At 59.1% G+C, this 25,295-nt stretch carries 43 protein-coding genes; 27 read left to right on the plus strand and 16 right to left on the minus strand.

All coding sequences use genetic code 11. The annotated features are described in order from the left end of the window. Positions 1-6: 6 nt before the first annotated feature. The 8 genes from V6R85_RS23920 (at position 7) to V6R85_RS23955 (ending at position 3,667) form a co-directional block, all read left to right on the plus strand. A complete protein-coding gene (locus V6R85_RS23920) occupies positions 7-912 on the plus strand; it encodes a hypothetical protein (protein WP_336377242.1) in 906 nt (301 codons plus the stop codon). Between the two features lie 238 nt (positions 913-1,150). Continuing rightward, positions 1,151-1,414, plus strand: a complete 264-nt coding sequence (locus V6R85_RS23925) for a hypothetical protein (RefSeq protein WP_336377243.1) — start codon at positions 1,151-1,153, stop codon at positions 1,412-1,414. 11 nt (positions 1,415-1,425) lie between these two features. Continuing rightward, complete coding sequence (locus V6R85_RS23930) at positions 1,426-1,788, plus strand: hypothetical protein (RefSeq protein WP_336377244.1); 363 nt, start codon at positions 1,426-1,428, stop codon at positions 1,786-1,788. Beyond that, entirely contained in the window at positions 1,788-1,982 is a 195-nt protein-coding gene (locus V6R85_RS23935) for a hypothetical protein (protein WP_336377245.1), read from the plus strand. The genes V6R85_RS23930 and V6R85_RS23935 overlap by 1 nt, the downstream gene beginning before the upstream one ends. After that, entirely contained in the window at positions 1,982-2,461 is a 480-nt protein-coding gene (locus tag V6R85_RS23940) for a DUF6634 family protein (RefSeq protein WP_336377246.1), read from the plus strand. Before V6R85_RS23935 ends, V6R85_RS23940 begins: the two co-directional genes overlap by 1 nt. A gap of 2 nt (positions 2,462-2,463) precedes the next feature. Then, entirely contained in the window at positions 2,464-2,937 is a 474-nt protein-coding gene (locus V6R85_RS23945) for a DUF6634 family protein (RefSeq protein ID WP_336377316.1), read from the plus strand. Then, on the plus strand, positions 2,934-3,416 hold the full coding sequence (locus tag V6R85_RS23950) for a hypothetical protein (protein WP_336377247.1): 483 nt from the start codon (positions 2,934-2,936) through the stop codon (positions 3,414-3,416). The genes V6R85_RS23945 and V6R85_RS23950 overlap by 4 nt, the downstream gene beginning before the upstream one ends. Continuing rightward, positions 3,416-3,667, plus strand: a complete 252-nt coding sequence (locus tag V6R85_RS23955; RefSeq protein ID WP_336377248.1) for a hypothetical protein — start codon at positions 3,416-3,418, stop codon at positions 3,665-3,667. Before V6R85_RS23950 ends, V6R85_RS23955 begins: the two co-directional genes overlap by 1 nt. On the opposite strand, the gene V6R85_RS23960 is transcribed toward V6R85_RS23955, so the two are convergent. Genes V6R85_RS23960 through V6R85_RS23980 form a run of 5 tightly spaced genes read right to left on the minus strand, consistent with a single transcriptional unit; the run spans position 3,646 to position 6,700 of the window. Then, a complete protein-coding gene (locus tag V6R85_RS23960) occupies positions 3,646-3,885 on the minus strand; it encodes a hypothetical protein (protein WP_336377249.1) in 240 nt (79 codons plus the stop codon). The two genes, V6R85_RS23955 and V6R85_RS23960, sit on opposite strands and share 22 nt — an antisense overlap. Before the next feature lie 17 nt (positions 3,886-3,902). Continuing rightward, on the minus strand, positions 3,903-5,003 hold the full coding sequence (locus V6R85_RS23965; RefSeq protein ID WP_336377250.1) for a hypothetical protein: 1,101 nt from the start codon (positions 5,001-5,003) through the stop codon (positions 3,903-3,905). Next, positions 4,972-5,370 (minus strand): thermonuclease family protein, encoded by a 399-nt coding sequence (locus V6R85_RS23970; protein WP_336377251.1) that lies wholly within the window; start codon positions 5,368-5,370, stop codon positions 4,972-4,974. The genes V6R85_RS23965 and V6R85_RS23970 overlap by 32 nt, the downstream gene beginning before the upstream one ends. Further along, a complete protein-coding gene (locus tag V6R85_RS23975) occupies positions 5,370-5,909 on the minus strand; it encodes a hypothetical protein (protein WP_336377252.1) in 540 nt (179 codons plus the stop codon). Before V6R85_RS23975 ends, V6R85_RS23970 begins: the two co-directional genes overlap by 1 nt. A gap of 11 nt (positions 5,910-5,920) precedes the next feature. Further along, complete coding sequence (locus V6R85_RS23980; protein WP_336377253.1) at positions 5,921-6,700, minus strand: metallophosphoesterase; 780 nt, start codon at positions 6,698-6,700, stop codon at positions 5,921-5,923. Positions 6,701-6,925: 225 nt separating this feature from the next. Between V6R85_RS23980 and V6R85_RS23985 the strand changes: the two genes are divergently transcribed. From V6R85_RS23985 to V6R85_RS24025, 9 genes are all read left to right on the plus strand, one after another. Continuing rightward, positions 6,926-7,636 (plus strand): ArdC family protein, encoded by a 711-nt coding sequence (locus V6R85_RS23985; protein WP_336377254.1) that lies wholly within the window; start codon positions 6,926-6,928, stop codon positions 7,634-7,636. A gap of 64 nt (positions 7,637-7,700) precedes the next feature. Then, positions 7,701-7,994: a hypothetical protein gene (locus tag V6R85_RS23990; RefSeq protein ID WP_336377255.1), complete on the plus strand. Its 294-nt coding sequence runs from the start codon at positions 7,701-7,703 to the stop codon at positions 7,992-7,994. Further along, positions 7,987-8,175 (plus strand): hypothetical protein, encoded by a 189-nt coding sequence (locus tag V6R85_RS23995; RefSeq protein ID WP_336377256.1) that lies wholly within the window; start codon positions 7,987-7,989, stop codon positions 8,173-8,175. Before V6R85_RS23990 ends, V6R85_RS23995 begins: the two co-directional genes overlap by 8 nt. A 10-nt stretch (positions 8,176-8,185) precedes the next feature. Beyond that, the gene (locus V6R85_RS24000) at positions 8,186-8,809 is read left to right on the plus strand and encodes a hypothetical protein (RefSeq protein ID WP_336377257.1); all 624 of its coding nucleotides are present in this window, start codon (positions 8,186-8,188) and stop codon (positions 8,807-8,809) included. A gap of 10 nt (positions 8,810-8,819) precedes the next feature. Then, the gene (locus V6R85_RS24005; RefSeq protein ID WP_336377258.1) at positions 8,820-9,803 is read left to right on the plus strand and encodes a hypothetical protein; all 984 of its coding nucleotides are present in this window, start codon (positions 8,820-8,822) and stop codon (positions 9,801-9,803) included. Then, positions 9,803-10,597, plus strand: coding sequence for a hypothetical protein (locus tag V6R85_RS24010; RefSeq protein WP_336377259.1), 795 nt, complete (start codon positions 9,803-9,805; stop codon positions 10,595-10,597). The genes V6R85_RS24005 and V6R85_RS24010 overlap by 1 nt, the downstream gene beginning before the upstream one ends. A gap of 136 nt (positions 10,598-10,733) precedes the next feature. Further along, positions 10,734-11,021, plus strand: a complete 288-nt coding sequence (locus V6R85_RS24015) for a hypothetical protein (RefSeq protein WP_336377260.1) — start codon at positions 10,734-10,736, stop codon at positions 11,019-11,021. Positions 11,022-11,131: 110 nt separating this feature from the next. Continuing rightward, complete coding sequence (locus V6R85_RS24020; RefSeq protein WP_336377261.1) at positions 11,132-11,326, plus strand: hypothetical protein; 195 nt, start codon at positions 11,132-11,134, stop codon at positions 11,324-11,326. A gap of 1 nt (position 11,327) precedes the next feature. Then, complete coding sequence (locus tag V6R85_RS24025; RefSeq protein ID WP_336377262.1) at positions 11,328-11,669, plus strand: DUF3768 domain-containing protein; 342 nt, start codon at positions 11,328-11,330, stop codon at positions 11,667-11,669. Here V6R85_RS24025 and V6R85_RS24030 read toward each other — a convergent pair. Further along, a complete protein-coding gene (locus V6R85_RS24030) occupies positions 11,663-12,004 on the minus strand; it encodes a hypothetical protein (protein ID WP_336377263.1) in 342 nt (113 codons plus the stop codon). The genes V6R85_RS24025 and V6R85_RS24030 overlap by 7 nt on opposite strands. Positions 12,005-12,133: 129 nt before the next feature. On the opposite strand from V6R85_RS24030, the gene V6R85_RS24035 reads away from it, so the two are divergent. Beyond that, positions 12,134-12,424, plus strand: coding sequence for a hypothetical protein (locus tag V6R85_RS24035; protein WP_336377264.1), 291 nt, complete (start codon positions 12,134-12,136; stop codon positions 12,422-12,424). On the opposite strand, the gene V6R85_RS24040 is transcribed toward V6R85_RS24035, so the two are convergent. Beyond that, positions 12,421-12,648 (minus strand): hypothetical protein, encoded by a 228-nt coding sequence (locus V6R85_RS24040; RefSeq protein ID WP_336377265.1) that lies wholly within the window; start codon positions 12,646-12,648, stop codon positions 12,421-12,423. The genes V6R85_RS24035 and V6R85_RS24040 overlap by 4 nt on opposite strands. Positions 12,649-12,685: 37 nt before the next feature. On the opposite strand from V6R85_RS24040, the gene ligD reads away from it, so the two are divergent. Together ligD and V6R85_RS24050 are read left to right on the plus strand one after the other, a co-directional pair. Beyond that, positions 12,686-13,726: a non-homologous end-joining DNA ligase gene (ligD, locus tag V6R85_RS24045; protein WP_336377266.1), complete on the plus strand. Its 1,041-nt coding sequence runs from the start codon at positions 12,686-12,688 to the stop codon at positions 13,724-13,726. 272 nt (positions 13,727-13,998) lie between these two features. Continuing rightward, positions 13,999-14,178 carry a DUF3606 domain-containing protein gene (locus V6R85_RS24050; protein ID WP_336377267.1) on the plus strand — a complete coding sequence of 60 codons (180 nt, stop codon included), beginning with the start codon at positions 13,999-14,001 and terminating at the stop codon, positions 14,176-14,178. A gap of 124 nt (positions 14,179-14,302) precedes the next feature. On the opposite strand, the gene V6R85_RS24055 is transcribed toward V6R85_RS24050, so the two are convergent. Both V6R85_RS24055 and V6R85_RS24060 read right to left on the minus strand, forming a co-directional pair. Beyond that, entirely contained in the window at positions 14,303-15,181 is an 879-nt protein-coding gene (locus tag V6R85_RS24055; RefSeq protein WP_336377268.1) for a hypothetical protein, read from the minus strand. 61 nt (positions 15,182-15,242) lie between these two features. Then, positions 15,243-15,896, minus strand: coding sequence for a hypothetical protein (locus tag V6R85_RS24060; RefSeq protein WP_336377269.1), 654 nt, complete (start codon positions 15,894-15,896; stop codon positions 15,243-15,245). A gap of 92 nt (positions 15,897-15,988) precedes the next feature. Between V6R85_RS24060 and V6R85_RS24065 the strand changes: the two genes are divergently transcribed. From V6R85_RS24065 to V6R85_RS24080, 4 genes are all read left to right on the plus strand, one after another. Beyond that, positions 15,989-16,183, plus strand: a complete 195-nt coding sequence (locus tag V6R85_RS24065) for a hypothetical protein (RefSeq protein ID WP_336377270.1) — start codon at positions 15,989-15,991, stop codon at positions 16,181-16,183. 166 nt (positions 16,184-16,349) lie between these two features. After that, positions 16,350-16,790, plus strand: coding sequence for a LexA family protein (locus tag V6R85_RS24070; protein WP_336377271.1), 441 nt, complete (start codon positions 16,350-16,352; stop codon positions 16,788-16,790). A 1-nt stretch (position 16,791) separates the two neighbouring features. After that, positions 16,792-18,069 (plus strand): Y-family DNA polymerase, encoded by a 1,278-nt coding sequence (locus V6R85_RS24075; RefSeq protein WP_336377272.1) that lies wholly within the window; start codon positions 16,792-16,794, stop codon positions 18,067-18,069. 8 nt (positions 18,070-18,077) lie between these two features. Continuing rightward, entirely contained in the window at positions 18,078-18,554 is a 477-nt protein-coding gene (locus V6R85_RS24080) for a hypothetical protein (protein ID WP_336377273.1), read from the plus strand. A gap of 140 nt (positions 18,555-18,694) precedes the next feature. Here V6R85_RS24080 and V6R85_RS24085 read toward each other — a convergent pair whose 3' ends face one another. The 7 genes from V6R85_RS24085 to V6R85_RS24115 form a co-directional block, all read right to left on the minus strand. After that, positions 18,695-19,135 carry a hypothetical protein gene (locus V6R85_RS24085; protein WP_336377274.1) on the minus strand — a complete coding sequence of 147 codons (441 nt, stop codon included), beginning with the start codon at positions 19,133-19,135 and terminating at the stop codon, positions 18,695-18,697. A gap of 48 nt (positions 19,136-19,183) precedes the next feature. Beyond that, complete coding sequence (locus V6R85_RS24090; protein ID WP_336377275.1) at positions 19,184-20,188, minus strand: hypothetical protein; 1,005 nt, start codon at positions 20,186-20,188, stop codon at positions 19,184-19,186. 5 nt (positions 20,189-20,193) lie between these two features. Next, on the minus strand, positions 20,194-20,919 hold the full coding sequence (locus V6R85_RS24095) for a hypothetical protein (protein WP_336377276.1): 726 nt from the start codon (positions 20,917-20,919) through the stop codon (positions 20,194-20,196). A 232-nt stretch (positions 20,920-21,151) separates the two neighbouring features. Beyond that, on the minus strand, positions 21,152-22,102 hold the full coding sequence (locus tag V6R85_RS24100; RefSeq protein ID WP_336377277.1) for a hypothetical protein: 951 nt from the start codon (positions 22,100-22,102) through the stop codon (positions 21,152-21,154). Between the two features lie 7 nt (positions 22,103-22,109). Beyond that, entirely contained in the window at positions 22,110-22,820 is a 711-nt protein-coding gene (locus V6R85_RS24105; RefSeq protein ID WP_336377278.1) for a zeta toxin family protein, read from the minus strand. 7 nt (positions 22,821-22,827) lie between these two features. Then, the gene (locus tag V6R85_RS24110; RefSeq protein ID WP_336377279.1) at positions 22,828-23,004 is read right to left on the minus strand and encodes a hypothetical protein; all 177 of its coding nucleotides are present in this window, start codon (positions 23,002-23,004) and stop codon (positions 22,828-22,830) included. Positions 23,005-23,199: 195 nt separating this feature from the next. Beyond that, positions 23,200-23,358, minus strand: a complete 159-nt coding sequence (locus tag V6R85_RS24115) for a hypothetical protein (protein ID WP_336377280.1) — start codon at positions 23,356-23,358, stop codon at positions 23,200-23,202. Between the two features lie 200 nt (positions 23,359-23,558). Here V6R85_RS24115 and V6R85_RS24120 point away from each other — a divergent pair, with 200 nt between their 5' ends. The 3 genes from V6R85_RS24120 (at position 23,559) to V6R85_RS24130 (ending at position 25,282) form a co-directional block, all read left to right on the plus strand. Next, positions 23,559-24,116, plus strand: a complete 558-nt coding sequence (locus V6R85_RS24120) for a hypothetical protein (protein WP_336377281.1) — start codon at positions 23,559-23,561, stop codon at positions 24,114-24,116. A gap of 13 nt (positions 24,117-24,129) precedes the next feature. After that, complete coding sequence (locus V6R85_RS24125) at positions 24,130-24,606, plus strand: hypothetical protein (RefSeq protein ID WP_336377282.1); 477 nt, start codon at positions 24,130-24,132, stop codon at positions 24,604-24,606. Between the two features lie 67 nt (positions 24,607-24,673). After that, positions 24,674-25,282 carry a hypothetical protein gene (locus V6R85_RS24130; RefSeq protein WP_336377283.1) on the plus strand — a complete coding sequence of 203 codons (609 nt, stop codon included), beginning with the start codon at positions 24,674-24,676 and terminating at the stop codon, positions 25,280-25,282. Positions 25,283-25,295: the final 13 nt, after the last annotated feature.

Genomic DNA, 25,295 nt, shown 5'->3' on the forward strand with positions numbered 1-25,295 from the left:
ACGGCCATGAAGAAGACGACCGCAGTTATTGCCCTCCTGATCTCGACGGCTATCGCAGCTCCTGCACATGCAGGCGGTAAGGAGCTTGGCATCGGGCTTGGGGTATATCTCCTCGGTAAGGCTATCGAAGGAGCCCAGAAGGGCGGAGGCAAGCGCAACAAGGGCGACCAGCTCATCGGTCGCGTCGGTGAGGAGCCTACCCGGAATAACCGTGCCCGTAATCGGAACAAGGTTGCCGGGGGTGCCGCCGCAGTCGCCGGAGGCGCAGCCGTGGCAGCATTTGCGCTTCCGGAGGGTGACCAGATCCCAGTTCCGATCGCCAAGCCCACCGCCGAGCAGATGACCGAATACGCCACCAATCTCGCCGCCTCTTCTGTGTCGGAAGATGAGATCGACGAGAGCGTGCCTCTCTACGACGAGAAGGGCCGCTTTTGGGGTGCTGTCGCCCCGGCCGACGCTCAGAAGGTCGAGCAGGCTGTCGCGCTCGGCATGAAGCCGTCCACGGTCATTCCCGACCTGCTTGGGCTCAAGCTGCCCGAAGTCGAAAAGCAGTCGGAGCAGGTGCCGTTGATCGCGTCCACGGACACGACGGCACAGCAGGCCGCAGAGGCCGAGGCCGATATAACTGCAGCCGTCGCCGCTGAGGGGGTTGAGCCGATCCAGAGGGCGAAGGTCGACCTTCCTGCCGCCGAGCATGTCCCGCAGGCCGAGATCGCCGTTCCTGAGAAAAAGCTGGAGGCGGCCGAAGTTGTCCCAGCTATGCCGTCGCAGGCGACGCCCGCCGAGACCAAAGATGCGCCTCCTGTCGATCTCACCGCGACGACGGCGAGCGTTGAAGCCGAACCTAAGGTCGATCTCGAAGCCGCGAAACCTGTCGAGGTCAAGAAGCCCAAAAAGAAGCTCGATCTCTGATCGCACCCTTTTTACGACATCAGAGGCGGCTTCAGGGCCGCCTTTTTCATGACCGCAGAGCTGGTTCCGATCGTCGATCGAGGAGCAGTAGAACAGGAGGAGGGCAGGGATTGTCGCAGGGACTGTCCTACCCACTGCCCGTATACGAATATTGTTGACAATGGTAGCCAATGGCTACTATTTTATAAGGCGAAGGCGCGACTACCCGTTGCGCTCCTAGATCGACAGGAGATCGCCCATGAGCCGTGAAGTCCCCCCAGTTTTGCAGGTCCTCGCCTTCGTCGGCGCTGCTTGGTATTCCGGACTCCTTGGCTCCGCTTGGGATAGCTGGTCCACCCACTACGCTCGCATCAAGGCCGAGAAGGTTCGTGTCGCTGCCATCGAAAAGGATGGTCAGGAGCTGGCCTTCCGCACCGTCTGTCCGGACTTCTTCGAGCAGAAGTGGATCGACCGTCAGCTCAGCACTCTGAGCTGGTGCAACGACTACCGCGACCGCCTCTGAAGGAGATCCCCATGCTGGAATACATTCCCGACTTCTCTTGGCAGACGTGGACGGCTATCGGCGTGGGCGCCTTCATGGTTGCCCCGCGCATCGTCAGCGGTGCCATTTCCATTGCGACCCTGACCGCGCTGGCTGGAACGGCTGCAGTCTGCCTGTACGTCGCAGGATCGACGGCAATCCCGATGATCGCCGGAAGCTGGAACTCTCATGTCGCGAGCCACGCTCGGCTTCGCCACTACAATGACCCGGCTTATCGGGCGAAGATCGCATCGACTGTCTGCCCCGGCTACCGCGATGCAGGCTGGATCAACCGGACCTTCAAGTTCGAGACCCGGCTTCTGTCGTGGTGCGAGGCGTACCCGGAGAAGATTTGATGAAGCCCTTCATCATTATCGTCGCCGGAATCCTCGGGGCGGTTGCTGTCGTTCAGACGGCCTCGGAATGGGGCGATCCGGCTTATCGGAACCGAGAGGGGTGGCGTGTCTGCCAAGGCTGGCTCGATGCCACCCCTGAAGAACGAAAGAAGATGCCGAGCTGGTGTGAAGACTGGGCTACCGGAGACGAATGATGCTGATCGAGAAGTTCAACGGACCCCCGCCCAGCGAGACCGAGTTGTCGGTCGCGCCCGTCGTCGATCGCTGGCAGCTCCTGCCGAATGACAATGGCACCACCGATGTCTCTGGCTTCGTTTCGGGACATCACAGCATCCCTGACGGCGCTTTCGCTGTGACATCCGCGCTCGTGCAGATCGATCCGTCGACGCCGCCCAAGTGGGTCCGCTCGAGGAACCGCGTCTATCGCCTCGGCCGCTCTGCAGGAGCTGTCGAAAGTCAGGTGCGGGAACTGGCGCGAGATCGCGGTGTCCGGCCACGCGAATGGGACATTCTCGCGTACACCAAAGCTATCGAGGGGCTGTCAGGCCACGGCGAAGGACAGATCGACATCATCGAGCAGCTCATCGCCTTGCTGCTGCTGTGCGGTTTTGTCAACGCGGAGGCAGGACAGACCCTGCTGACGACATACCGGAAGGAACGCGCCCAGTGCTGACGATGATCGAACATTTCAACGGTGCTGGACCGACGAACGCTGAAATGCGCGCCGCCCCGGTGCTGTATCGCTGGCTGCTCAAGGAGGCCCGGAACGGCTTCGACGTCCATGGCATTGTCCGTGGACATCCGCATTTGCCTGATGGCGAGTGGATCCGCACTTCTGAGCTCGTTCAGATCGACCCTTCTTCGAAGCCGCTCTGGCTCCGCACGGAAAGCCGTCTTTATAACCTGGGCAAGCGCATGGGGCGTACCGAGATCCATATCCGCAAGGAGCTGGAGGCTGCTGGCCTTGCGGTATGGCGGGAGCAAGTGTCTCCCACCGAGCTGCGCCAGTTCCGTGAGTTCTGCGGCCAGCGCCGGAAGCACCTCGATGAGGCCGAGCGTATCCTGCTCCTGTTGGTCCGCACGAACCGTATCGACCGGGAACGTGCCGTCAAACTGCATAAGATCCTGCTGGTGGAGATCAGCCGATGACCATCGCCCACACCATCCTCCGGGATCGTTACCCGCGTCTGGTCCCCGAGCGTTTCGGATTCGAATGTGAAGACGGCTGGATCCAGCTCCTCGAAGACTTCCTCGCCGTCGTCGACCGCGAGCTTCCGGCCGAGGCCACGTTTCATCTCCGGCAGATCAAGGAGAAGCTCGGCAGTCTCAGGATCTATTACGATCTCGAAGGCGACATCCCGGCTGAAGCCGAAACCGCGATCCGCGATGCCTGCGACCGTGCTGAGGCTCGGAGCCACTACATCTGCGAGCAGTGCGGTCAGCGTGGCCGCCTGTCCAGCCGAAGGGGCTATCTCACGACCATCTGCGCCTTCCACGCCGAAATTGGTGACATCAAGGCTGTCCCTGTCGATGACCATCCGGTTATGATCGGCAGCAAGGACGGCTGGCAGCGATACGATTTCGATCTGGATGCCTTCGTCGAAACCGAGAAGCCCAAGGACTGGTAATGCCCTCTCTTTCTACTTCCGACCATATCCGCCAGCTCGCTGCCGACAACGGCATTTCCGAAGTAGAGGACGGGACGGACAGGCTTGCAAGAGCAATCAGCAGCCTCGAATCCGATGTCCCGGCCGAGATCCAGAGCGATCTCCGTCTACTGGGCAGGCTGGCGGAGATTGGCGCAATCGATGATACGGAAATGGTGCGTCTGGTACTTCAGCTCACGGCCGAAGCCGATCAGTCGTCTTCGACAACCTGAAAAGGTGCGATTGCCTTCTGCACTGACCCGGCCGCCCTCAGCAGGGTGATGAAGGGGATAAGATTGACTTCCCCCTTGAAGATCATTTCGAACCGGGCAAGCGCTTCCGGATTATCCGCGACATGTAGTGGTGTGAGATTGTGATCCGCCATCTGCTGGGCAATGTCGCGTGCAAGGGATTGCTTCTGCCCAAGCTCGGCGCCGAGATCCTCAGTCATCGCTTCGATCCTGTCGGTTATTTCCGCCCTTTATCGTGTTCAATGTCGGTTATTTCCGACCTTGCCAGCGCAGCCTTCGTCCGCTGCCATCGTTCGACTTCGGGGTGAGGTCGATCCCGGCCATACTTTCCCTGCACACCGTCGGCATAGATCGGCCCTCCCGTCGGCGGGAGATCGAGGATCCAGCCGTCGTCGTCGCGCAGCGGCCCAGCAAGGTGGGCGTGTCGATCGCATGTCGTCTTCGCGATGTTCACGCCCATTCGGAGCCGACCAAGTGCTCCGCATTCCTCGCAGATCGTCAGAGATAGCTTCCGGGCTTCGCGCGCCAGCTCATCGATCCGCTCGTCATGCTCCGGCGAATGCGTCACGATTCGGCTCTGAAAGCTGCCGAACTTTTCCTTGCCGCCGACCAGCTTTGGCGGGCCGGGGAGCGCGCCCAGCCTGTCAGCCAACCTTCTGATGACGGTTTCCCAGCCGGGTCCGCAGGCAAACTCGGCCGTCGCCGGCACCACATATCCGAACTGTTCGTGGACGTGCTTGAACTTGCGACGGTCGCGCTCTTCCAGAAAGCGGATGATGTCCTCGGAGGTGAAGCCGAACTCGGCTTTTTCGTGCCAGACCGTGCCATCGTGCAGGATCGTCAGGGCTGGGATGACATCCCCGACATCGATAATGTGCCAGAGCGCCGTCTGATACATGCCAAGGAGTTTCCCGGCCTCCTCGAGCGAGATCAGGTCCGTGTGTTCATCGCAGCGGACTGCGTTGGCGCCTCGCAGGGATCCCGGCTTGCCGCAGGCCTCGCAGAGGGTAAGGGATTTGGAGCGGACGTCCCGCAGGAGCTTCCGCACGCCGTCCGTCGTCTCCTGATCGGGTTCGCCTTCGAAATCGACAACGAGGACGAGCGCGCCGTCCTCCTTCCGCGCCCCCTTGATCCAGACCTTCGACGGGAACCCGAGAAGGGCAGCCGAGGCCTGCTGAATGGAATGCTGCCAGCCAGTCCCGACGTTGAAGAACGATCCGGGCCGTACATTGAAGGAATGATCTCGGAACAGGATCTCGAATTGTGGTCTCATGTCCTCGTTCCTTCTAATTCCATGCCTGCAGAGCGGCGTCGACATTCGCCTGGCACCACGGCTCCTGCTGGCCATTGTAAGTCTGCACCCATTTCCGAGCGAGGCCTTCGCGCATCAGGACATCGCCCACATCCCTCCCGCCCACGGATACCGTGGCGAGGGTCCGGCGATGTCGGTCAAAACCGCTACGATCGATGTCGATCTTTGCCGCCTCGAGCAGTGCCATGAGGCGCGATCTCGCACGCAGGGCGCGGACGCCTTCCTCACGGCATTTGCCTTTGAGCTCGGGAGCGTTGATGCCGAGGATCCGGATCTTCTCGCCGCGGACGATGATGGTGTCGCCGTCGATGACGACGACTTGCTGCGGAACGCAGGCAGTAGAGAAACAGACGAGGGCGGTGACGACAGGCATTATTCCATACCCTTGATGAGTTCTTCGAAGCGACGAGGGCCGAAAGCCATGTCGGGGAGATCCACGCCGACGTCTCTGGAGCGGCCGATACCGGGCAGGGATCCATGAGAGTGGCCGTAGAAGTGAAAGCTACCGTGATGTCCGGCGGGCCAGACTCGGTGCGCGTAGTGAGACAGCCAAATCCTCTTTCCGCCATCCTTGGTTTCCATGGCGTGAACAGGAGGGATATCCCATGGCAGAGCTTCCACCTCCGGGAGGAGATGGCCCTTGTTATCCAGGTCGTGATTGCCGAGCAGCAGGATCTTCCGGCCGCGCATCGCATGGAAGCAATGTGCGACATACTCAGGATTCCGCGAGAGCGCGAAGTCACCGATGATGAAGAGCAGATCGTCGTCGCGCAGCCTGTCGTTCACGTTGTCGATGATCGTGCGATCCATGGCCTCGTAAGACGTGAAAGCAGAACGCGCAGCCACCATTTCCCGGATCCGGTCATGTCCGAAATGCGGATCCGCCATGTACCATTTCGTGGTGAAACCCATCGTCGTACTCCCTACAACTCGATGATGAGGGCCGGGTCGAAGTCGAGGTTCTCGCCCTCGTAGCCCTTGGGATTGGCGATGATCCGTGTCCTGCCGACCATGTAATCGAAGCTCGAGTGGACGTGGCCGTGGATCCAGAGATCGGGCTGGTGCCGCTCGATCAGCTCCGAAAGATCGGAGGCGAAGGCCGGGTTGAGATCGCTCCCGGCATACTTGGGATGAATCGATCCCGGATGCGGCCCATGATGGGTGACGACGACCGTCGGGCAGGAGACCTTCTTCGAAAGTTCCCGATCGAGGAAGTCTCGGGAGGCTTTGTGGAAACCGACCATATGACCCGGATTCAGCCGAACCTCTCGCCAATCGCCCCGAGACGGAGGTGCATACCGAATAAGCCCGAAGTCGTTCATCCGCTTTTCAGCGAACCACTTCGAAGTTTCGATGGTGTCCGCACCATAGAGCGCGAAGTCCGTCCAGAGCGTGCAGCCGATGAAGCGGATGCCGCCAACCTCGTCGATCGCGTTCTCGAGATAGCTGACCTTAGGGCGCAGCTCGTTCTCGGCGGCCGCGTCATCGCGCCAGGTCGTATAGATGCCTTTATAATATTCATGGTTTCCGGCGACGTAGACCGAAGGGATCGGCAGCATCGAGTCGAGCCACTGGATGGCCTTAGCAGGCTCGCGCATGAGATCGCCAGCACAGACGAAGATATCTGCCTCCGGCATGGGGAAGTTCCGAGGGACACCGTAGATCTCATAGTGCTGGTCGGACGCGATCCAGAGCTTCGCCATCAGGCCGTCTTCCTTGTTCCGCCCGCTTTTCCAAGCGGTTGTTGAGAGTAGAGGAACAGAAGGATCAGGACCAATTCAGGCAGTCAAGGTCCATCCGCCCCGCGAACTTATTCCTCATCCGTAACACAATAATATTGACAATGGTAGCCATTGGCTACTATTATAAAGGGGCACATCTGAAGGGGTGGAACGCAGTGGCGTTCCCGATCAAAGAGGAAAAACCGTATGACCGAGGGCTTCAAAACCCCGTACGCGCTCATGACCGAGAAGGTCTTGCAGCATCTCGAATCCAACAACATTCCGTGGGCAGGGCAGGGGGCGGTGACCTCCGTAATCCCGCCGATCAACTTTGCCACAGGGGTCAGCTTCCGCGGCATCAATGCGGTAATGACGATGATCAGCACCATCGAGAACGGCTTCAGCATTCCCGCGTTTGCCACCTTCAACCAGATCCGTGGAAAGCAGGTAGGCGGGAAGATCGTGAAGGGCGCGAAGGCGTCGCACGTCTACTATTCCAGCACCTACGAGCGAGAGCCGCGGGCAGGGGAGGCTCGCCGTGTCAACGACAGCGGCAAGGTCGAGCAGGTGTTCTTGAAGGGCTTTGCCGTTTTCAACATCGACCAGGTGACCGAACACGACCTCGATCTGTCGAAGGTTTCCGTCTCGGAAAATCCAGAGGGTATTCTTACCCGCATCGACGAAGGCACCCGCGACCACCTGGCGGCCGATCTCGCGATGGCGATGGTGTCGTGGAGGAGCGGAGCGGCGGCAAGTTTCCGTCATCAGGGAAAGTTATCCGGATGGATCGATGCCCTGCAGAAAGACGACCGAGCGTTCTACCGGGCCGCCACGAAGGCGCAGCGCATCACGGACAAGTTATTCGGCACAAAGGATGCCGATGACCCCGGCGACGAGGAGGGGACAAGGGCTGCTTAACCACACGCCTAAACCCTCTCTTCTTCTACTTCCTTCTAAGTTCAGCGTTCAAAGGAATACCAGCATGACCCAGTCCTTCCCCCGCCAGCACATCGCAGAGCAGATCTCGGAGTGCAACCAGTCCATCGGCCGCGCTTCCGACTTGCAGATCTCGCTCTACGGGCTGGTCTCGATGGTCGGGGAAACGCCGGAACTCAAGGCGCTGGCACTGCAGGCGGCAGAGGCTATTGACCAGTTCCGGCATGTTGCTCGCGGCCGTGTCCAGGTGCTGTCCGCTATGAAAACCACAAAGGCACCGATCGGGGAGGAGGATGCAACTCTCCTCCCAGTAGGCAATCATGGAGAAACCCATGCCTAAGTCCGTATCCGCCGCTGCACTCGAAGCCCGCCGTCAGCAGGCACTCGCGCGCATGGATCGCAATGACGAGATGGTGCGGGAAGCTCGCGCCGCTCGTATCGCCACCCTTATTGACGAAGCCGAGATCGTCTCGCGCGTCACGGCCGACGAGTTCCTGTCCCGCAAGCACGATCCGATCTGAAGGAGAGGTCATGTTGAAGAAGATCATCCGCCTTTTGTCTCGGAAGACCATAGCTGAGGAACCCTTGGTGGATGCAGTGACGACCGCAGCAGGTGAGTGTGAGCGGATTGTCGATTTGATCTCTTACTATCTACGGGTTCCACACAACCCCGAAGAGGAGCGGCGGATGTCTGTGCTGGCCAGCGCAGCCCTCGGTGAGGATGCCCTCTCTCTACTGCCCAGCATAAATTCCAAGCTGTCCTCGTCGGGCTGGGAGGTCGTCTGGCTGCAGGGGAGGGTCACCTTCATCTATGTCTCTGCACGGAAGCAGCGGTATCTCGAACTCTTGGATGAAATTGCCGACGTTTCCAGCAAGCGGTGTTGCAGGGCTACAGAAATGTATCTGACGGGCATCTGCACAGCCTTCATCGAGTTGGATTCGTGGCTCCAAGAGCGATTGGACCCGGCCAGCGGGGATACGATGCTTGATGCTGAGGATGCCCTCAGGGCCGCTTTCGCTAGGGGGTGGACGTTTAAGCTCCTAAGCAACGCTTCCGGCCATCGCCTATTTTGCTCGGCAGAAGCGCCCCATCATTCTGACCGTAGCGCACAGTGGCCTGAAACCACGGCTGCAGTCGCACGTACCATCCACTAAGGAGCCTGCCATGACCGTCATTGATGCCAAGGTTCTCGAGCGCCGTCGTCGTATGCGCGACAATAGCCGTCTGATGGATGAGCGCTGGGCGAAGCTGCAGGGTGAGCGTGATGACGGAAGCGACATCGAGGAGGACTCCGATCCAGCCCCGACCGAGAGCAACCCGCATCCGGACGGTATCGCAGAGGAGCGTGCCGGATTGCCTAAGTCCGCAATTCTCCGCTGGTTTCGCGGAATGTCCCTGAGCCCGGTGGATATTTACAGCTTCAAGATCTCCTACCCGGTAGGACTGAGCGAACACGCCCAGGAGCGGATCGTCGTCGCGCTCAGGGCCTTGGACTGGGAGGAGCGCTGGAATGCGTGGACCTATATGGGTGATGTCGAAGAACACGAGGCATATCGACATCTCGAAACGATGCTCCGGATGGAGGTCAGGAACATCTTTCACGTGGGCGATCCACCGCCGCAGCTTTCGGGATCCGTGACGCTGCGCTGGAACAGACGGCATTCGGACTCCCACGCGATCAACTGCCTTGTCAGCGGTCTCGATAGACTCACGGCGGAGAAGCGCCAGCAGTTTCAGTCCTCGGTCGAGCGCCATGATGGCTTCCTGAACGGCTCCTCCTTGACCTTCCCGCAAATCCATTCCGGCGAGATCGTCGACACGTTCAAAATGGCTGGCTTTTGCGTCTATCAGGATTTCCCGTCGGATGAGCCGCACTTCGCGAAGATTTCCGAGAGCGCCCCGATCTGGGTATCCGGGATGATCGGCCGCGAAGAGTGGGTATTCCAGACAAAAGGCGACTTCTGGGAACTCCGCATCGGGGGCGCTGACCCGGCTCTCTGGCCGCGCTGGTGCTACGGCGGCCGCCATGGCGACACGACGTTCTCGGCCGCAAACATGCAGTTCTGGGAAGCCGAGCAGCTCATCGGTCACGCGATCCAGCAGTATCTCGGCGGTCATCCAGAACAGCCGCTCGACGGAGGCATCTGATGCTCAAGGTCCACTGGTATAGTCGGCCGACATTCGGAGGCCAGGATCCTGCGTATTTTTTTCATCCGCAGTGGGATCGCAGCCATAATGCCGATGCTCGGTCGTGGGCCGTCATCCAGCTCGCTGCCATCGGCTGGATCCGGCAGGACAGCGGCTTCTTTCACTTCATCGACGAGCGGGGCAAGCAGGATGAGGAAACGCCCGAGGAAATTATCCGCGAGGCCGACAGAATCCTGACTGAAGGTTTCGGAGATCTCTATCATCAGATCGCCGTTCCGACGATCCTCAGGGCCTTCGTCATGTTCTTCTGGCAGCAGCCGCGCGAGAACGGCCATGTCGGCCTCAAAGTGTCCACCAACCAGCTAACGCCGGAATTTAAGGCGAAGCAGCTCGATGCCATCTTCGAGAAGCTCGGGGGCGTGCGCGACGAGGAGGGCGTGATCTGGTTCCCCTTCACCGGGACTGCTCACGTTTCCCAGCGCGTCCGGGAGCAGGGTTTCAGCATCTCTGAATCGGCACCCAAGGGCCTCCTGTTTGAATGGCTCGGCGGATCCGCTCCGGTTCAAGCCCGGGGCTGGATCAATGCCTCCCCTTTCTACTTCCGCGCCGAAGGCAATTGCTGGCAGCTCAACGTCGGTGGCAGCGACCCTTTCCGCAGTCCGGAATGGATCTACAGCGAAGCTTATGAAGGGGCAGACGAGATGCCGCTCGAAGAGGCCGAAGTCATCATCCGCTCGACGATCGGGCGATATGAGCGCGGTGAGGCACCCAAGCCTTTTGGTGGGGATCGCTGACATGGAGCGCCGACGGATCCAACAGAGCTTGCCCGGTCGGAAACGCGATGAAGCATTCCAGGTCGTGTTCCAGTGGGAGGAGCATTATGGGAACAAAGCTCAGGTGCAGGCCGTCACAGAGGGCCGTGAGCCGACCATGGACGACCTGACGGCCGACTACGACAAGGATCCGACGTTCGGCTTCTATGCGTACCGGGTTCCTGCAGGCGCCACCGAGGACCGCGACCAGCTCCGCAAGCTGATCGACAGCTCCGGCTTCCGTCGCGTTGTCAGCCGAGATCGTGACTGGCGGGCACCGGAGCCGGGGGAGGCCACGGCTGAGAGGCTCAACGAGGTCCTCAGGAGGGAAGGGATCGAGGCCGTTCACTACGGTCACATCCCAACCTGCTTCCGGGTCGCGATCGATCTGGATGGCGCGCTATGAAGAAGCTCGCTGTCGCGCAAGCGGTGTCGCCGTCCATGTGGATGTCCCTATCTGTCCCGCAACTTGAGCAAACGTCCGTATTGGTCTCCTAAGGAATAGAGGAAAAGGCCGTGAACTATTTCGAAGCACTGGAAGCCACCGTGACCCTCGACGAGGCCAAGGCTGAGTTACGCAGACACCAGGTCGCGTTCATCGTCGATGTTCGTGGGGTGATCATCGACATCGAGACCGGAGGGACGATTGCCGAGCCGGATGAGCATGGCGAATATGCCGGGTCTAATATCGTCGAGTATCTGGGGTACTGACATGACCGACGACGAGAGGACCATCCGCATTCGCGAATTGAACGACGAGCTGCGCACGCGAGGCCATGCCCGGAACGGTCGCATTGTCGCCATGGGAGGTCTTATCAACGACGATCCGGCGAAGCAGCTCCGCGTTGCCATCGCGGCCGGACGGCACACCGATTGGAAAAGCGGCGACGATCCCTATGGCGAGCATGATTTTGGGAAGTTTGAGGTCGACGGCGAGGCCTTCATGTTCAAGATCGACTACTATTCGCTCGACGAGGCCCACGGCTCCGAGCATCCCGAGGATCCGGCCGTCACGATCAGAGTGATGACGCTGATGTATGCCGAAGACTACTGAGCCTGCAGGCGTTCGCGGATCTCGGGCGAGGGTGTACCAGGCATATTGTCCAACCAAAGGTGTGGCGGGATCTCGTATGCGCCCTGCGGGCGGTTGCTGGCTGCCTCAACCCGAAACCGGGCGACCACCAAATCTCCTTCGCCGAGCATTGCCGCATGATGCGGGACCTTAGATCGCTTCCTGCGAGCGGAGGCCTTGTCTTCGAAGCGAGTGTAAAGCGCTTCACAGGCTTGCGTCTTCAGCTCGGCCAGATCGTCTCCGATGAGCGGAACATCTGTCTCAGCAGTGTCGTCGAACTCCACGCGATAGAATTTCAGGATGTAGATGTGGGCCATGAGCGCCTCCCTTTCATCCAGAGATAAGTCCGTCAGCCAGATTGTTCAAATCGAGGCCGGAAATCCGATTCGGAACATTTCCAAAGTGATTCGATTGATTCGCGAATCAGTTGGAAGAGGTAATGAGTAATGCCCAGCGATGTTGACATCCTCACAACCCGCTCGTTCTCCAAGCTCACCGTCGATCAGCGCGACATGGTGCTGCGCGAGGTCTCGAAACGGCTTCACTACGTGGCCCTGCTGGCTCGCACCTTGAGCGACGATCGCAGCGAGGACTTCGAACAGCTCGGATCTAAGATCGATGAGGAGCGCGAGGAGCTGGCGGCCGACTATTCCGACGAGCCAGCGAAAGTCGTCTATCGGGCGCTTGAGCTGATGGACGACTTCGACCGCGAGATGACATCGGAGACCCGGCACTAGCCCTCGGGCAGGTCCTTGAGGATCAGGAGCCGATTTCCCGGACCGTACGCCACGAGCTTGTCCTGCTCGAGCGCATCCAGGACGGCCATGATTTCGTCCTGAGTGAAGCCTGCAGCAGTCATCGGCACGCCGATGTCGAACAGGTTGATCGACATGTCAGGCGTGGCCTTGAGCGATCGCAGACGCTCCATCAGGGCAGTTTCGGTCTCTGTGAATCTGTTCATCTCAAGCTTCTTAACGTTTTTACGGCTGAATAGTCTCATGTCCAAGCCGCCGCGTTCGAAACCTCTTCTACGAGATGCCGAGGCACCTGTAAGGTCGAAGCCTCGGCGCCGCCGTGACCCGGCGCAGCCGAACCTTCTCCTCGACCCCATGCCGCCCAGGATCGAGCCGTGTCTGGCTCTGCTCAAGTCGAAGCCGCCCGAGGGCGAAGGCTGGGCCTACGAAATCAAATGGGACGGCTATCGGCTGGCGATCCACATTGAGCCGACCGGGATCCGGATCATCACCAGAGGCGGCCACGACTGGACCAGTCGCTTTCCGGAAATAGAGAAAGGAGCGCGAGATCTCGGGGTAGCGTCCGCGATCATCGACGGCGAGGCAGTCATTTATGACGAGCAAGGCCGGAGCGACTTCAATCTCTTGCAGGCCTCACTCGGCGGCCGAGCTGGCAAGAAGACGTCGCCTGCGCAGTTCATGGCGTTCGACTTGCTGTATTTGGACGGTCACGACCTGACGAAGACCGAGCTTCGAGTTCGCCGCCATCTCCTTGAAGATCTGATCGGAAGCCGGGAGGGCGCGATCAGGTTCTCGGAATCCTTCGATGCGACCGGAGAACAGCTATTGCAGGCCTCCTGCGATCACGGACTCGAGGGCATCATCGCCAAGCAGCTCGACAGCTCATATCGCTCCGGCAGACTGGGCGATTGGCTCAAGATCAAGTGTATCCAGAGCGAAAGCTTCTTTATCGTCGGCTACGAGCGATCGACGACAGGCGGCTTCAGGTCCCTGATGCTCGGCGCATATCGCGGCGACCAGATTGTCTATGTCGGTTCGGTCGGGACAGGCTTCAAACAGCGTCAGGCCGCCCAGCTCCGATCGATGATGGATAAGCTGCCGTGGAAGCGAAAACAGCCTCCCGTTCTCTACTCCGGAAAACGCGATGTCGCGTGGATCCAGCCGACATTGATTGCCGAGATCGAATATCGCGGCTGGACTGGCGACGGCAAGCTGCGGCATTCCAGCTACAAGGGTTTGCGCGAGATCCAGGACAACGCCGAGGTTTGCAAGCTGGACACCTGAGCCATGACCACATGCCCGAATTGCCGCGATACCTGCTGGGTCTGCGAAGCGCATCCGGACAAGCCGTGGTCGGGTGAAGGTTCGTGCGAGTGCAGGGCTGCCGGGATGCCTTGCCCTCGTTGTCAGCCGGAGGGTGACCCCGATCAGCCGCCTGATCTCTCCAAGGTTTTCCGCTCGGTTATCCGGGCCCCGGAAAGAAGATCCACTGATCCTCCGGAACCTGAGGGAATCTCAATCCGTTATCCGGTGACAGCCACTTCAGGAGGATACACATGCCGGACAGCAACAGAGGTCGAAATCAGGACCGAGCTCGCGTAGCAGGAGGGCAGGATCACGAAGTCCGCTACGAAGCGAAGAAGGAAGGTGTTTCGAAGGAGGACGTCAAGGAAGCAGTTCGCGACGTGGGAAATAGCCGGAAGAAGGTCGAGTCCGAATTGGATAGGAGGAGCTAGCGCCAACTCCTCATTTCGCAGTCACTACGGCCCCGGTCGGCACAGCCGTCACGATCGCAGGCATTGACGTTTGCCTAGAAGAGGGCGGATCTGGGAGCTGGTGCGGTTTGGCGGGTGCCTTGCTTCAGGAGGCCGAAGCTGCTCGCTCGCCCGGTTCGTGCCTGATCGCTAATGCGATGACGTTCTTTCCATGGCACACCTCGCAAACCCAATGGGAACCCGGCTTCAGCTCCTTCTTCAATATGTGGATGACTTTATCGCAATCTGGGTTGCCGCATCGGACATCCACCATGTCCATCTTCCATTCGACTTTGCCGTTTCCCCGGTCGGTTATCGTGTAGGTCGCTTCACATTCGAAACATGCCGCCGAGACCGTTTTTTGGCCATGAGGCATCCGTCTCCTGATCTTCGCGCCGCAGTTTTCGCACTCCATCGTCGCGAAGCTACCGAGTGTGATGTTCCATACCGCGGAGGCCAAGGCCTTCCCGACATACTCGGAGACCTGGACGCAACGCTGACGGAATTTCTCGGGCGGGGGTGGTGCCTTCTCCGCCTGCGCCAGCGTCGGCACGTGCAGGAAATTGCCGATGGCATCGTAGTGCTTTTTCAGCAACCGCAGATCGAAAACGGTCTCGCTTCCGAATGGAACCATTTCAGGGGCAGGCTCTCCCTCCGTCTCCTCTACTCCCACAGCAAGGGAACCGCCCTTGTCAGCCATGGGGTCGATCTCGAGCAGCAGGGCCAGCAGCTTTCTTGGTTGCCACGTCTCGTATTCTGAAGACGGCAGCTCATCCTTGTAGGCTTGCGCCCGGTCATAGGTTAGCGCTTCGATCGCAAAGCGAAGATCGAGAGCGGCATATCGGAGGCGATGATCCTCTTCTGTCTCCAGCTCGGCCTTTGCTCGCTTCAGGTATTCCCTAGCCTGATTTCGATAGTTGATTTTTGGCATAATGAACCGATGGCATGAGAGCAATGTCAGAAACATGGGCAGGAGCGATGGCATTCGCCAACTATGCTGCCAATCTGGATGTCGCACCATGAATGCCGAGGGTCGTCAAGCTCGATTAGGGAGCAGCCCTCTGCTGAGTGTTTGCGGCAATTAGCTTGTTGATGTGATCGGCGCACGATGAGAAGAATGCTTCGATTTTCCCGACATCTGGAAGTTTGACCGAGACGACCCGGTGGGCCAGATCGGATTTTTTTTGATCGCGCTCGCCTCGCTTGAGCTTGTCCCAAGCGGTCAGAAACGCGCAGTCTATTTCAATTGTTGGCGGTTCATAGGTAACTTCCGGTGATGACAGGCACCTGTGCGCGAAGACGTAATCCGATGGATGTTTCAGAAACCCAGCCCACCGTTTGATCGTCATGTCGGCATTGCTTTCGGTATATGCGCCTTCATGTGATGTCTCGACGGCCGAGCGTATGTATTCCCTGAGAACATCCAGACGGAGTAACAGGACCTCCGACATCTCCTCACATGCGATGTCTGATCGAGGTAGGCTCAAGATGCGACCGATTGAGGATATGACGGCGGCGATGTTGCACGCCTCCGCGACATGAATTTCATGCGCATCTCCATGTTGCGTTTCAATTGCCAGCGCGCCGTGGGAGAAGGAGGCGCCGTAAAGCTCGCATGACAACGGCTCCCCGTATTGGGTGACCAGCGATTGAGAGAACTTGTCCTTCAGGATCCGGAAATCGGCTTTGTTATATACCACGTTGTTTACCCAATTTCGTTGAGCCTCGTTTGAAGGACAGGTACCCTGATCTACAGCTCGATTCAAACCCGCAGATATGAGAATATCGGCGGATGGAGAGCATCTCGCGATACCATCTCAGTCAGCATGAGGACGGCTCTTGGCATGTCATCGATGCCAGGACTGGCGGTCCTGCTGAGATCGAGGTCGAGGGCGAGTTCTACGTGCTCTGGAAGCTCCCGCGCCACGAGGCCGAGCAGTGGGCGGTCAAGCTTAATCAGATCCGAAATGACGGCGAAGCCTCGTAGTCGGCCGCCTCAGCAATCAGCGCCGCCCAACAGGGTTCATGCCGACACGATAGCATCAGCTTAGGACGGAGCAATCCAAATGTTCCTCAAGCCATCCTGTTGACTCGGTGTCTAACGAGAACATAATGAGAACGAAATAACAAGCCTCCTGAAGTCGAGCCGTTCCATGAAACATGTCCTATCGATCGTCGAGCCTGTTTCCGTGGACTATCTCATACGTGAGGTCAGGACCGCTGGTCTGCATGTTTCCGCCGGGTTTCCATCGCCTGCAGGCGATGATCTCGAAGACAGCGTGGATCTGATCGCATGGATGATCCGCCACGAACACGCGACCTTCTGGTACAGGGTCAGCGGCAATTCTCTGTGTCGCGCCGGAATCCTCGACGGCGATTTCGTCGCCATCGACCGGGCAGGGAAGGTTCAGCCAGGTCGCACAGTTCTCGCCCTCCACAATGGCGACATGACCCTCAAGGTGCTGGCGAAGCGCGACGGCCGACTGTGGCTCGAGGCGAGATCCGACGATCATTACCCGCCGCTCCCTGTCCTCGAGACGACCGAGATCTGGGGCGTGGTCGCAGGGATCGCTCGACGCTACCCGGTCGAATGAGATGGCCGATCCCATTGCCTTGATTGACTGCAATAACTTTTATGTCTCGTGCGAAAGGTTGTTCGACCCGCGCCTTCGGGGCGTTCCTGTCGTCGTTCTGAGCAACAATGACGGCTGTGCGGTCGCCAGAAGCGATGAGGCGAAGGCCCTCGGAATCAAGATGGGCGAGCCAGCGCATCTCTTCCGGCAGAAGACGAAAGACCATGGCATCCGGCTTTTCAGCAGCAACTACACCCTATACGGCGACATCTCCCGGCGCGTGGCGGCGACGATTTCCGACTTCAGCCCGAGGACCGAGATCTACTCGATCGACGAGACTTTCGTGGATCTATCCGGGTTCGGGGGCAGGATGCTCGACCATGCGGCCGAGATGAGGGCGACAGTCCGGCAGAACGTTGGAATCCCGACATGCGTGGGTATCGGTTCCACGAAAACGCTCGCGAAGTTCGGGAATTTCATCGCCAAGAAAAACCCGGTCTTCGGCGGGATCTGCGACATGACGAACGCGACCATTGCAGCCTTCGCTATGGAGCGCACCGAAGTTTCCGAGGTATGGGGTGTCGGCCGCCAGACCACGGCCAAGCTCCGGCAGATCGGCATCAATACCGCCGCCCAGCTTCGCGACATGCCGCTGCCACTGGCTCGACAGGTTGGAACCGTCGTTCTTGAGAGGACCGTGGCCGAGCTACGCGGGATCCCCTGCATCGAGATCCAGGACGTCGAGCCGACCCGGAAGGGGATGGCCGTCACCAGATCGGCCGGAAGCCCGATGACATCGCTCGCCGTCCTTCAGCAGGCGCTCACGGCCCATGCGACGAGAGCAGCCGAGAAGCTGCGCAGGCATGGCCTCGTCGCCGCCCACATGACTGTTTTCTTCCATACCAACCCTTTCAATGGATCCGCTCGGGACAGCTCCTCGAGGACCGCCAAGATGTCCCCGCCCTCGAATACGACCATGGCGCTGGTACAGACCGCGCTCCGCTGCGCCGAGAAGGCATGGAAAGGGAGTAGAGAAGGAAACGGTTTCGCGTACACAAAAGCTGGCGTGATGCTCGACGACCTGGTGCCGGAGGAGCTGGCCCCAGTAGACCTGTTCGCACATGAGCAGGCGAAGTCAGCCAAGCTCTCGGCCGCGCTGGACGCGATCAACGACAAATGGGGCAAGAAGACGCTGATCCTAGCGAGCGAAGGATTCAAGCAGCCCTTCGAGACCAAGGCGCAGATGCGGTCGCCGCGATACACGACCCGGCTTGCCGATCTTCCTGTCGTTCGCGCATAGTCCCTGTCATGGAAACCAACCACAGATACCGCGTCGAGGTATGGGACGATCCTCCGGATGGTGGCGGCTCGATCATCGAAGTGATCTCGTCATCGTCCAGCTTCGCGGTTTCGATAGCGGCCTGTAAAGCAGCGATCCGAGAGCGCCCCGGCAAGTACATCGTCCATATGAACGGCCAGAACCGGATGACGTGCGAACTCGCGCCCGATCCGCCTGTCCCGCTGACGCCGCCCAAGGTCAGGACCGGGCCGGATCCTTTCCCCGAAGTCCTGAATGATCCCAAATGGACGTTCGGCAATCTCCCGGAGTGGAACACGCTCGCCATCCACTGTCTGAGCTGCGACCGGGTGAAGCCTGTCGATCGGTGGGAGATGTCGCGCCAGCAGGGAAAGCAGACCGTCATCACCAGCCTGTTGCCGAAGCTCCGCTGCGAGTGCGGCGTGAAGGGAAATAGCGAGTGGCGGACGGGAATGCTGCCTCGGTAGCGGCCAAAAGTTCCATAATTAGTATTATGCAGCTAAGCCTTTGATATTATTCATTTATCTTATTGGAGTTGAACCTAGACCCCCCTCGCTACCGATCTCCCATACTGATCTTCCAACCGCCTGAGTGCTGATAAGCTTCCTTATCGGAACTCAGAAATGGCGGCCTCCGGGGTCGGCAAAAGCGCCGAGAAGTCGTTCGGGCGGATCAATTTCCTGACCTCCGGCGGGTAGCAGTTTCCTCCGCCGAGATAGTCCCTGAAGGTAGCCCGAGCCTGCGCGTTCGTCAGGACATAAAAGGTTGGTGCCATCGTTCTCAGATCGAGTTCGATGAATATGAAGAAGTCCGCATCGCCCTTGGTCTCCATGTCCACTGGCCAACGCGTAATCTCTGTCGTCGCGCTCCGCAGAAATTGCCTTGTCTTCACCTCGACCGATCGCGGCCGACCTTCAACCACGACCATCACGTCGTGGCCGGGTGCGCCTTCCGGACTCATGTATGCAGCAAGCCCAAGCGTATTGAGCTTAGCTACCGTCAGCAGCTCGCCCAGCGTGCCTGCTTGTAGACGCGATAGTTTTTCCAATGATTGCGGTTCCTCAATTGCGGACATGCTCACCCAGAAATGAAAAAGTCATTTCCCGCGCCTCTGATCGATTTGACGATCGATCTCGGCCTCGGCTGCCATTGCGCTTTCGTTTAATGCCTCGCGGAGCTGCGCTGTATGCTCCATGAACGCGGCGTAGTTTGCCAGCGCCACATGCGGATTTCCCTTTGAACGGAGCCGAGCAACTTGCCTCCGCCATCCTGGGATCGGATCCTTCTTGAAACGCAATGGGTAGTTAGCCCCAAGCCATTCCAGCAGTTCAGGGAGCTTCTCACCCGAGAAGCCCCTCTCCTTCGCATATTTCCGCCCCTCATCCGAGAAGGCGAGCGGCCACGTCTGGCATTCGACTGTTGCCTGATCGCGCGACTGTCGCTGACTGACGTATACGCCCTCGGCCACGATATCGAGATTGGTGTCCTGCTCACTGATGATCTGCTCCATATTGTCAGCCAGCGCCCGGATCGTATCGGCCTTCTTATGATCGCACAGCGCCTCCATCGTCTGGCAGGCCTTCGCGAAATCACCCGGCTGGGCTGGGGAGTAGTCGCCGCGGCTGGTGAAATACTTCTTCGATCTCTCCGGAAGCTCGATTCCCTGCCAATAGCTGAAGTAGCGTATCCGGTAGGCCCCCAGAACAGCGCAGGCCGTAGAGAAATAGAAGCGAGAGAGGGCTGGCAGGATCGCTTCATGCTGCAGGCCGACGTGGTACAGTTCATTCCGAAAATTGTGCATGATCGCGACCGTCCGCGCCTGCTCTTCTGTCAGGAGACCTTCGAGCTTCGCGAACTTGAGCTTCGCCTCGAAGACGCGGCCCATCGCCTCCTCCAGCTCCTTTTTGTGCTGATAATTTTCTTGTAGGAACCACGACGCCTTCAGCTCGCCATGCTTCGTCTTGGCAAGCTCGTGCATCGCGAGCTCGATGGCATTGTCGGTCAGCATCAGCCCGAACCGGGCATCGTGGACGCCGCCCTTCTGGATATGCTCGAGAGCAAGATCCATCTGGTCCAGCACGCTCGCAAGGAACCTCAGCATCTTCTTCAGCCCAGATCGATTTCGTCAGCCGCCTTGCGAGCGCGATCGTCGAGGAAGCTGTTCATGGATCGCTCTCGGTAAGCCTCGATCTGCGCTGCCATGTCAAGAACGTCTTGCATCCAGGCACCGACGCGGAATCCGGTCACGTCCACGAACTCCCACTCCGCAAACTCGTTCATCAGATCCTTGGAGACGTCAAACTTTGCGACGCAGGTTTCGCCGGAGAAGAAATGGACCTCGCCTCTGTAAGTGTTATCCCCCGGCGCTGACGACAGCCCGCCGTCACGGAAGACGAGGCGATAGGGGCGATCCTTGAAGGTGAAGTCGTTCGTCGTCACCTCGATCCGGCGAACGCCGATCTCCTCAGTCGACCGCGAGGACGTGATCTTGCTGGCCTCGAAGCCGACCCACTTCATGAAGTCGGGGCGCTGGCTCCATGCGTGCCAGTGGGCCATGTGTTCCGGTAAGCAGCGCCCAAGAGCGTAGGCTATCCGACCCTCTCGGACGATCTTGCGTGCGATCTCGACCTTGCGATGCGCCGCCTTCAGCTCTTCATCGGGAGAAGGCTGCTGCGCCGCATAAGAGGCATCCGCATAGGATCTCAACGAGGCGGCCAGCTTTTTCGCCGCGTCCCAAAGATCTTCCTGCTTCGACTTCGTTGGTTTGATCGGCTCGGCCGCCACGACAGGCTCAGCCGATCTCTGATCCTCCTGCTTCTTCTTCCAGAACATGCTCGCCCCCTCGTTTCCGGGACAGTAGCATCATGTTTTCAAATGAGGCAGGGGGTCGGATGCTCTTGCGTCGTTCGTCGCCGGCGGCGATGATGTTGACGTGGAGACGGACCCCACGCCCGATAGATGTCCCTGACGGCAAGCCTCTTGGAGGCAGTTCATTGACCCCGAGGGTTCGAGGTGAAGTGTTGCGCGACATCAAAAGGCTGCCTTCCGGGGGCGGCCTTTTTCTTTACCCGGTGACAGGAGCTCTCGGGACTAGGCGACGGGCCGTGATCCCTCCGCCCTCGCGAGCAAGGACTTCGACGAGGGCAGCATTCGGCCCATTCACGAAGAGATTGTGAAATACGGGCTCGAACTTCGCATGTGAGAACGTCATCTCAGGCAGCTTGATGTCGGCCAGCGTGCCAGCAAGATAGTCGGGAAGTCGAATGAACTCGGCATACTGATTGATGCCATCCCACCCCGGCAACCCGAAAAGGAACTCCGGCTCGAGGGCATCTTGGCCGTTCATCATCCGGTGAAGATGGAAATAGAGGAAGGCGAGGTCGAATGCCACCTTGTCGTGCTTGTCGAATATGGCGTCGCGATCGCTGATCCAGCGGATGAATTTCGGCTTCTTCTTGGCTGCCAGGTGCCGACAGACGATGGACGCGAAGGCAGCACAGAGAAGAATCTGTCGAGCCAGATTGGAATTTGCGGAGCGCCTTTTCATCTCAGTCTGAAAGCTCGCCAGCCGCCTGTCCACTTCCCGGTAATGGCCCGCTTTCTGGGGGACCATGTCGATCAACTGCGCAACGATGCCACGCATCTCGTCAAGAGCGCCACGGATGTTGTCGTCGGTCATGTAATCCCGGAGCAGCTTCGATTTTTTCTCGACGAGATAGCTGATGCTGAAGACCACAGGGCTTCTCAGGTACGAGATGAGGCCCTCCGACGACGTGCGGGATCCTTTGATGTCGCTCGGCGCTACCGCCGCAATGTACTCTTCAATGTTGGCCTGAGTGTCATGGTTGAGAACTATCGCGAAGGCAAAGGTGTCGTTCGCCTTGTTCACGTCCCCGACGCAGTAATCGGAGAACACGTTCCACGCGATACCCTGCGGAAACGGTTCAAACCATGCTTCGAGGTCCGACGAGATGGTCCGGTACACGGTGTCGAGCAGGTTGATCAGTTCGAACATGCGGCTCTCATTTCATGCCCGGAGGCTTGGGCCTGTGTCCGGGTGACGGATTCGGAGTATCGGAAGACACGTCGTCGCCGCGGCGAGCTGCCAGCTTGGGCACCTTCCGGAATCCATTATCGTACCGAACGAGACCATAGGCCTCGCAGACCTTGGCCGAGAACAGGCGATGTAGCTCCTGCCGATTGTCGATGTCGAAGGACTGGACGACCCCGCTCCGGATCTGGAAGACTTCATGAGGCTCAAGGCCACTGTTGTCGATCAGGACGACTTCATCCGCGATCTTGAGAGCTTCCGACAGCTTTTCCAGCGATCCCTTGTGGCGCCTGCGGATGTCGGCCTCGGGAATGTCATGACCGCCCTTCCGGACGCGCTGCCTGACGCGCTCGATGTTCGTCTCGACGGAATCCAGGGCGGTGTAATAGAGGCCGACCGAGAACCCGGCCGCCTTTGCCTCGCGCATCAGCCTGAGTGATTGCTGGCTGCTCAGCGTCGTCTCGAAGATCAAGGATTTCCGGGTTTCGATCATCTCCGCGATCTGGCGGAGAGCGATCTCGGACGCGCGCCGCTCCCTCGATTTGCCATCGTCGGTTTCAGGGAGAGTTTTAGCGATCTCGTCGGCGTTGATCCAGACGCCTTCGAGCCTGAGCTTCGAGAAGGCGGATGATTTGCCGGAGCCGTTCGGCCCGCCGAGGATAATGCACGACAGTTCCGGCATGAAGCGATTACTGCCTCATGGCAGCAGGCGCTGGCTCGTCGTGTTCGTGTTCAGCCCGATCCTTGGCCTCGTTTTCGAGATCCTTGGCAGAGATCGGCAGGCCCAGACGGCGGCTCTCGGCAAGGGCTTCCTTGCCGATCTGCATCAGGGCTTCCTTGTTCTCGCGGTATTTCTGCAAGAGCATCATCGATCTCCTATCGTTGCCCTTAATATAGCCCTTCCGGCCATCGGCTGCAAATCGGGCTTGTGCCAGGTTCCGCCGACGGCAACACTGGATTCAACAGGTCGCGGGAGACGGCCTTCAAGCCCTCGGGCATCTTCCGTTCCTCTATCTCTGTGACCTTGACCCCGCGGCTCACCCTGCGTGGTTCTTTTTGGGTCACAGCTCGGCCGCGATCTTCTCGACCTCCGCGACCGGGACATCCAGTCGCTCCGCGATCCACCCAATACGGAAGTCGTGGTCGGTCAGCATCCTGCGGATCGTCGCCGCCTTCACCTTCGTTAGCTTCCCGGCCTTCTTCCGATCGATCTCGATCATGTCATGCCACATATCCTCAGCATCGCTGATGGTTCTGTTTTCCGCCACGACCAAACACCTCTTCCTTTCTACTCCCCTCATTCTACCCGCCCTGTAGCCGTTGGCTACCTGAGTTCGCGCTTGGACAACGCGGAAAATCGCTTCAACCGGAATAGATCGTAGCCTAAGAGGGTGCATGACTTTGTACCCGGAGCTTTATTTTGACCGACATGCCGTTTCAGGTTGGATCGCTACTAACACTAGAGGAAGACTGGACGTTTCCCGTTGAGCAGAACCGCGTCAGCGATCGCATCTGGGAGGCGGCAGGCTGTGGATCAGATCCGGACTATGTAGCCGCGAACGCGCGATGGCGGGAACTGATAGCGGAGAAGCACGCGATCCTTGAACGGGGAGTCGGACCGAAAGGCCCGGTCGAGGTACCTGATGAGCACGGTACTATGACGACGAAAATCTTCGCAAAAGAGCCCGCGCCGGGAGATAAGAAGCGCATGAAGGCGGTCGATAAGGAACTCGATGAAGTCTGGGCTCCGATGTTCCTGTCAAAGGTCACCTTGCCTTCCGGAACTGCTTTTGAGATCGCACTTATCACCCCTCTTCCGAATTTCCGTGAAGGCGTGGTCAGGTTCAACGTCACCTCGACCACACATCCCGGTTTGATGCTGAAAAAGGAAGGAGGCGGCCTGAGCAACGGGAAACGCATGTTCCTGATTCACGGTCGCGACTTCGAAGCCGCCAAATATCAGGTTGCCAACCCTTGAGCCGGAGGTTGAAGTGAAAGCAGCGCATGCCCTGCAAGACGCAACGGAGATGTATAACATCCTGCGGACAGCCAATTGCATCAAGCGGTACGACAGCATCAGCCACCAGCTCCTTGCCGAACTGGTGGTCGCCATCGCAACGAACGGAGAGGTCGTCGGTGGCAATAACCGCGGTAGTGACGTAGTGTCACCGACTTACGGCAAGATCGAGGTCAAATCCCGGATCCTGGGAACCGACGGACCGTTCCCTAGAGTCTCTCTCAAGCCGCATAATCTCGACAAATCCGACTGGATTGCCGCCGTTCGATGGACCCGAGACTTCGATTTCCATGACGCGGTTGCGTTGCCCAAAGCGGCTGCGCAGGGGCTATTTGCCGGACGCTTGTTAGAGACCCGAGCATCGCATGTGGCATGGCAGACGTGGATTTCAACACCGGGAGCCGAAAGTCTTTCAGCTCGTGTGCGCTCCGCTCTCCTCTCCCTCTCCTGATCCCTAACTTGTGCCTTGCGTCATCAGTCTGGACCATCGGGGAAATAGAAAGAGAGAGGAACACCCGATGCTCGCAGAACGCTTGGAAATCATCTTCGAAACAGCCGAGCGCTTCCCCGGCCTGATCGCATTCGATGTCAGCATCAGGAACGCCCGGTACATCGACCACCGCGACGACAAGCAGTCCCCGGAGCGGCTCAAGCTCGCTAGCGACATCGAGGCCACCGCGATCCGGGAGGGATACCGCTGGGTTCCAGGTGTCGATCAGAGCATACGTCGCTTCATCTCGGCATTCCCCTATGCCGCCGTAGACCCCCGCCCGATCGTCGATGCCTTTCGCGATCAGGGGTATGATGTCGTCTGCAGGAGCGGCTACATGAACGGCCAGATCCTTTCATGGGATGAACTCTGCGGCATGTCCCGACAGGATCACGATCGAGCCACCCGCGAGGAAGCCGCCTATGCTGCAGGGAGGGCCGCCGACCGCGCCGGACGTGACGCCGCCTCCATTCTCCGCCTCAAGGCTGCGGCGCTGGCTGAAGAGGCTCCCGTGACAGCCCAGTTTGGATCGCAGGCTGACCGGAACGCCTTCAGGGAATATCAGGCCCGGATCCGGGAGCAGGAAAACGGAATCGAGATGCCGGAGGAAGAGCAGAGAGCTGTCTTTGCGGCTTAGATTCGATTTCGAT

Origin of the sequence: Agrobacterium sp. CCNWLW32 (assembly GCF_037083425.1) — a bacterium.
Taxonomy (GTDB): domain Bacteria; phylum Pseudomonadota; class Alphaproteobacteria; order Rhizobiales; family Rhizobiaceae; genus Agrobacterium; species Agrobacterium radiobacter.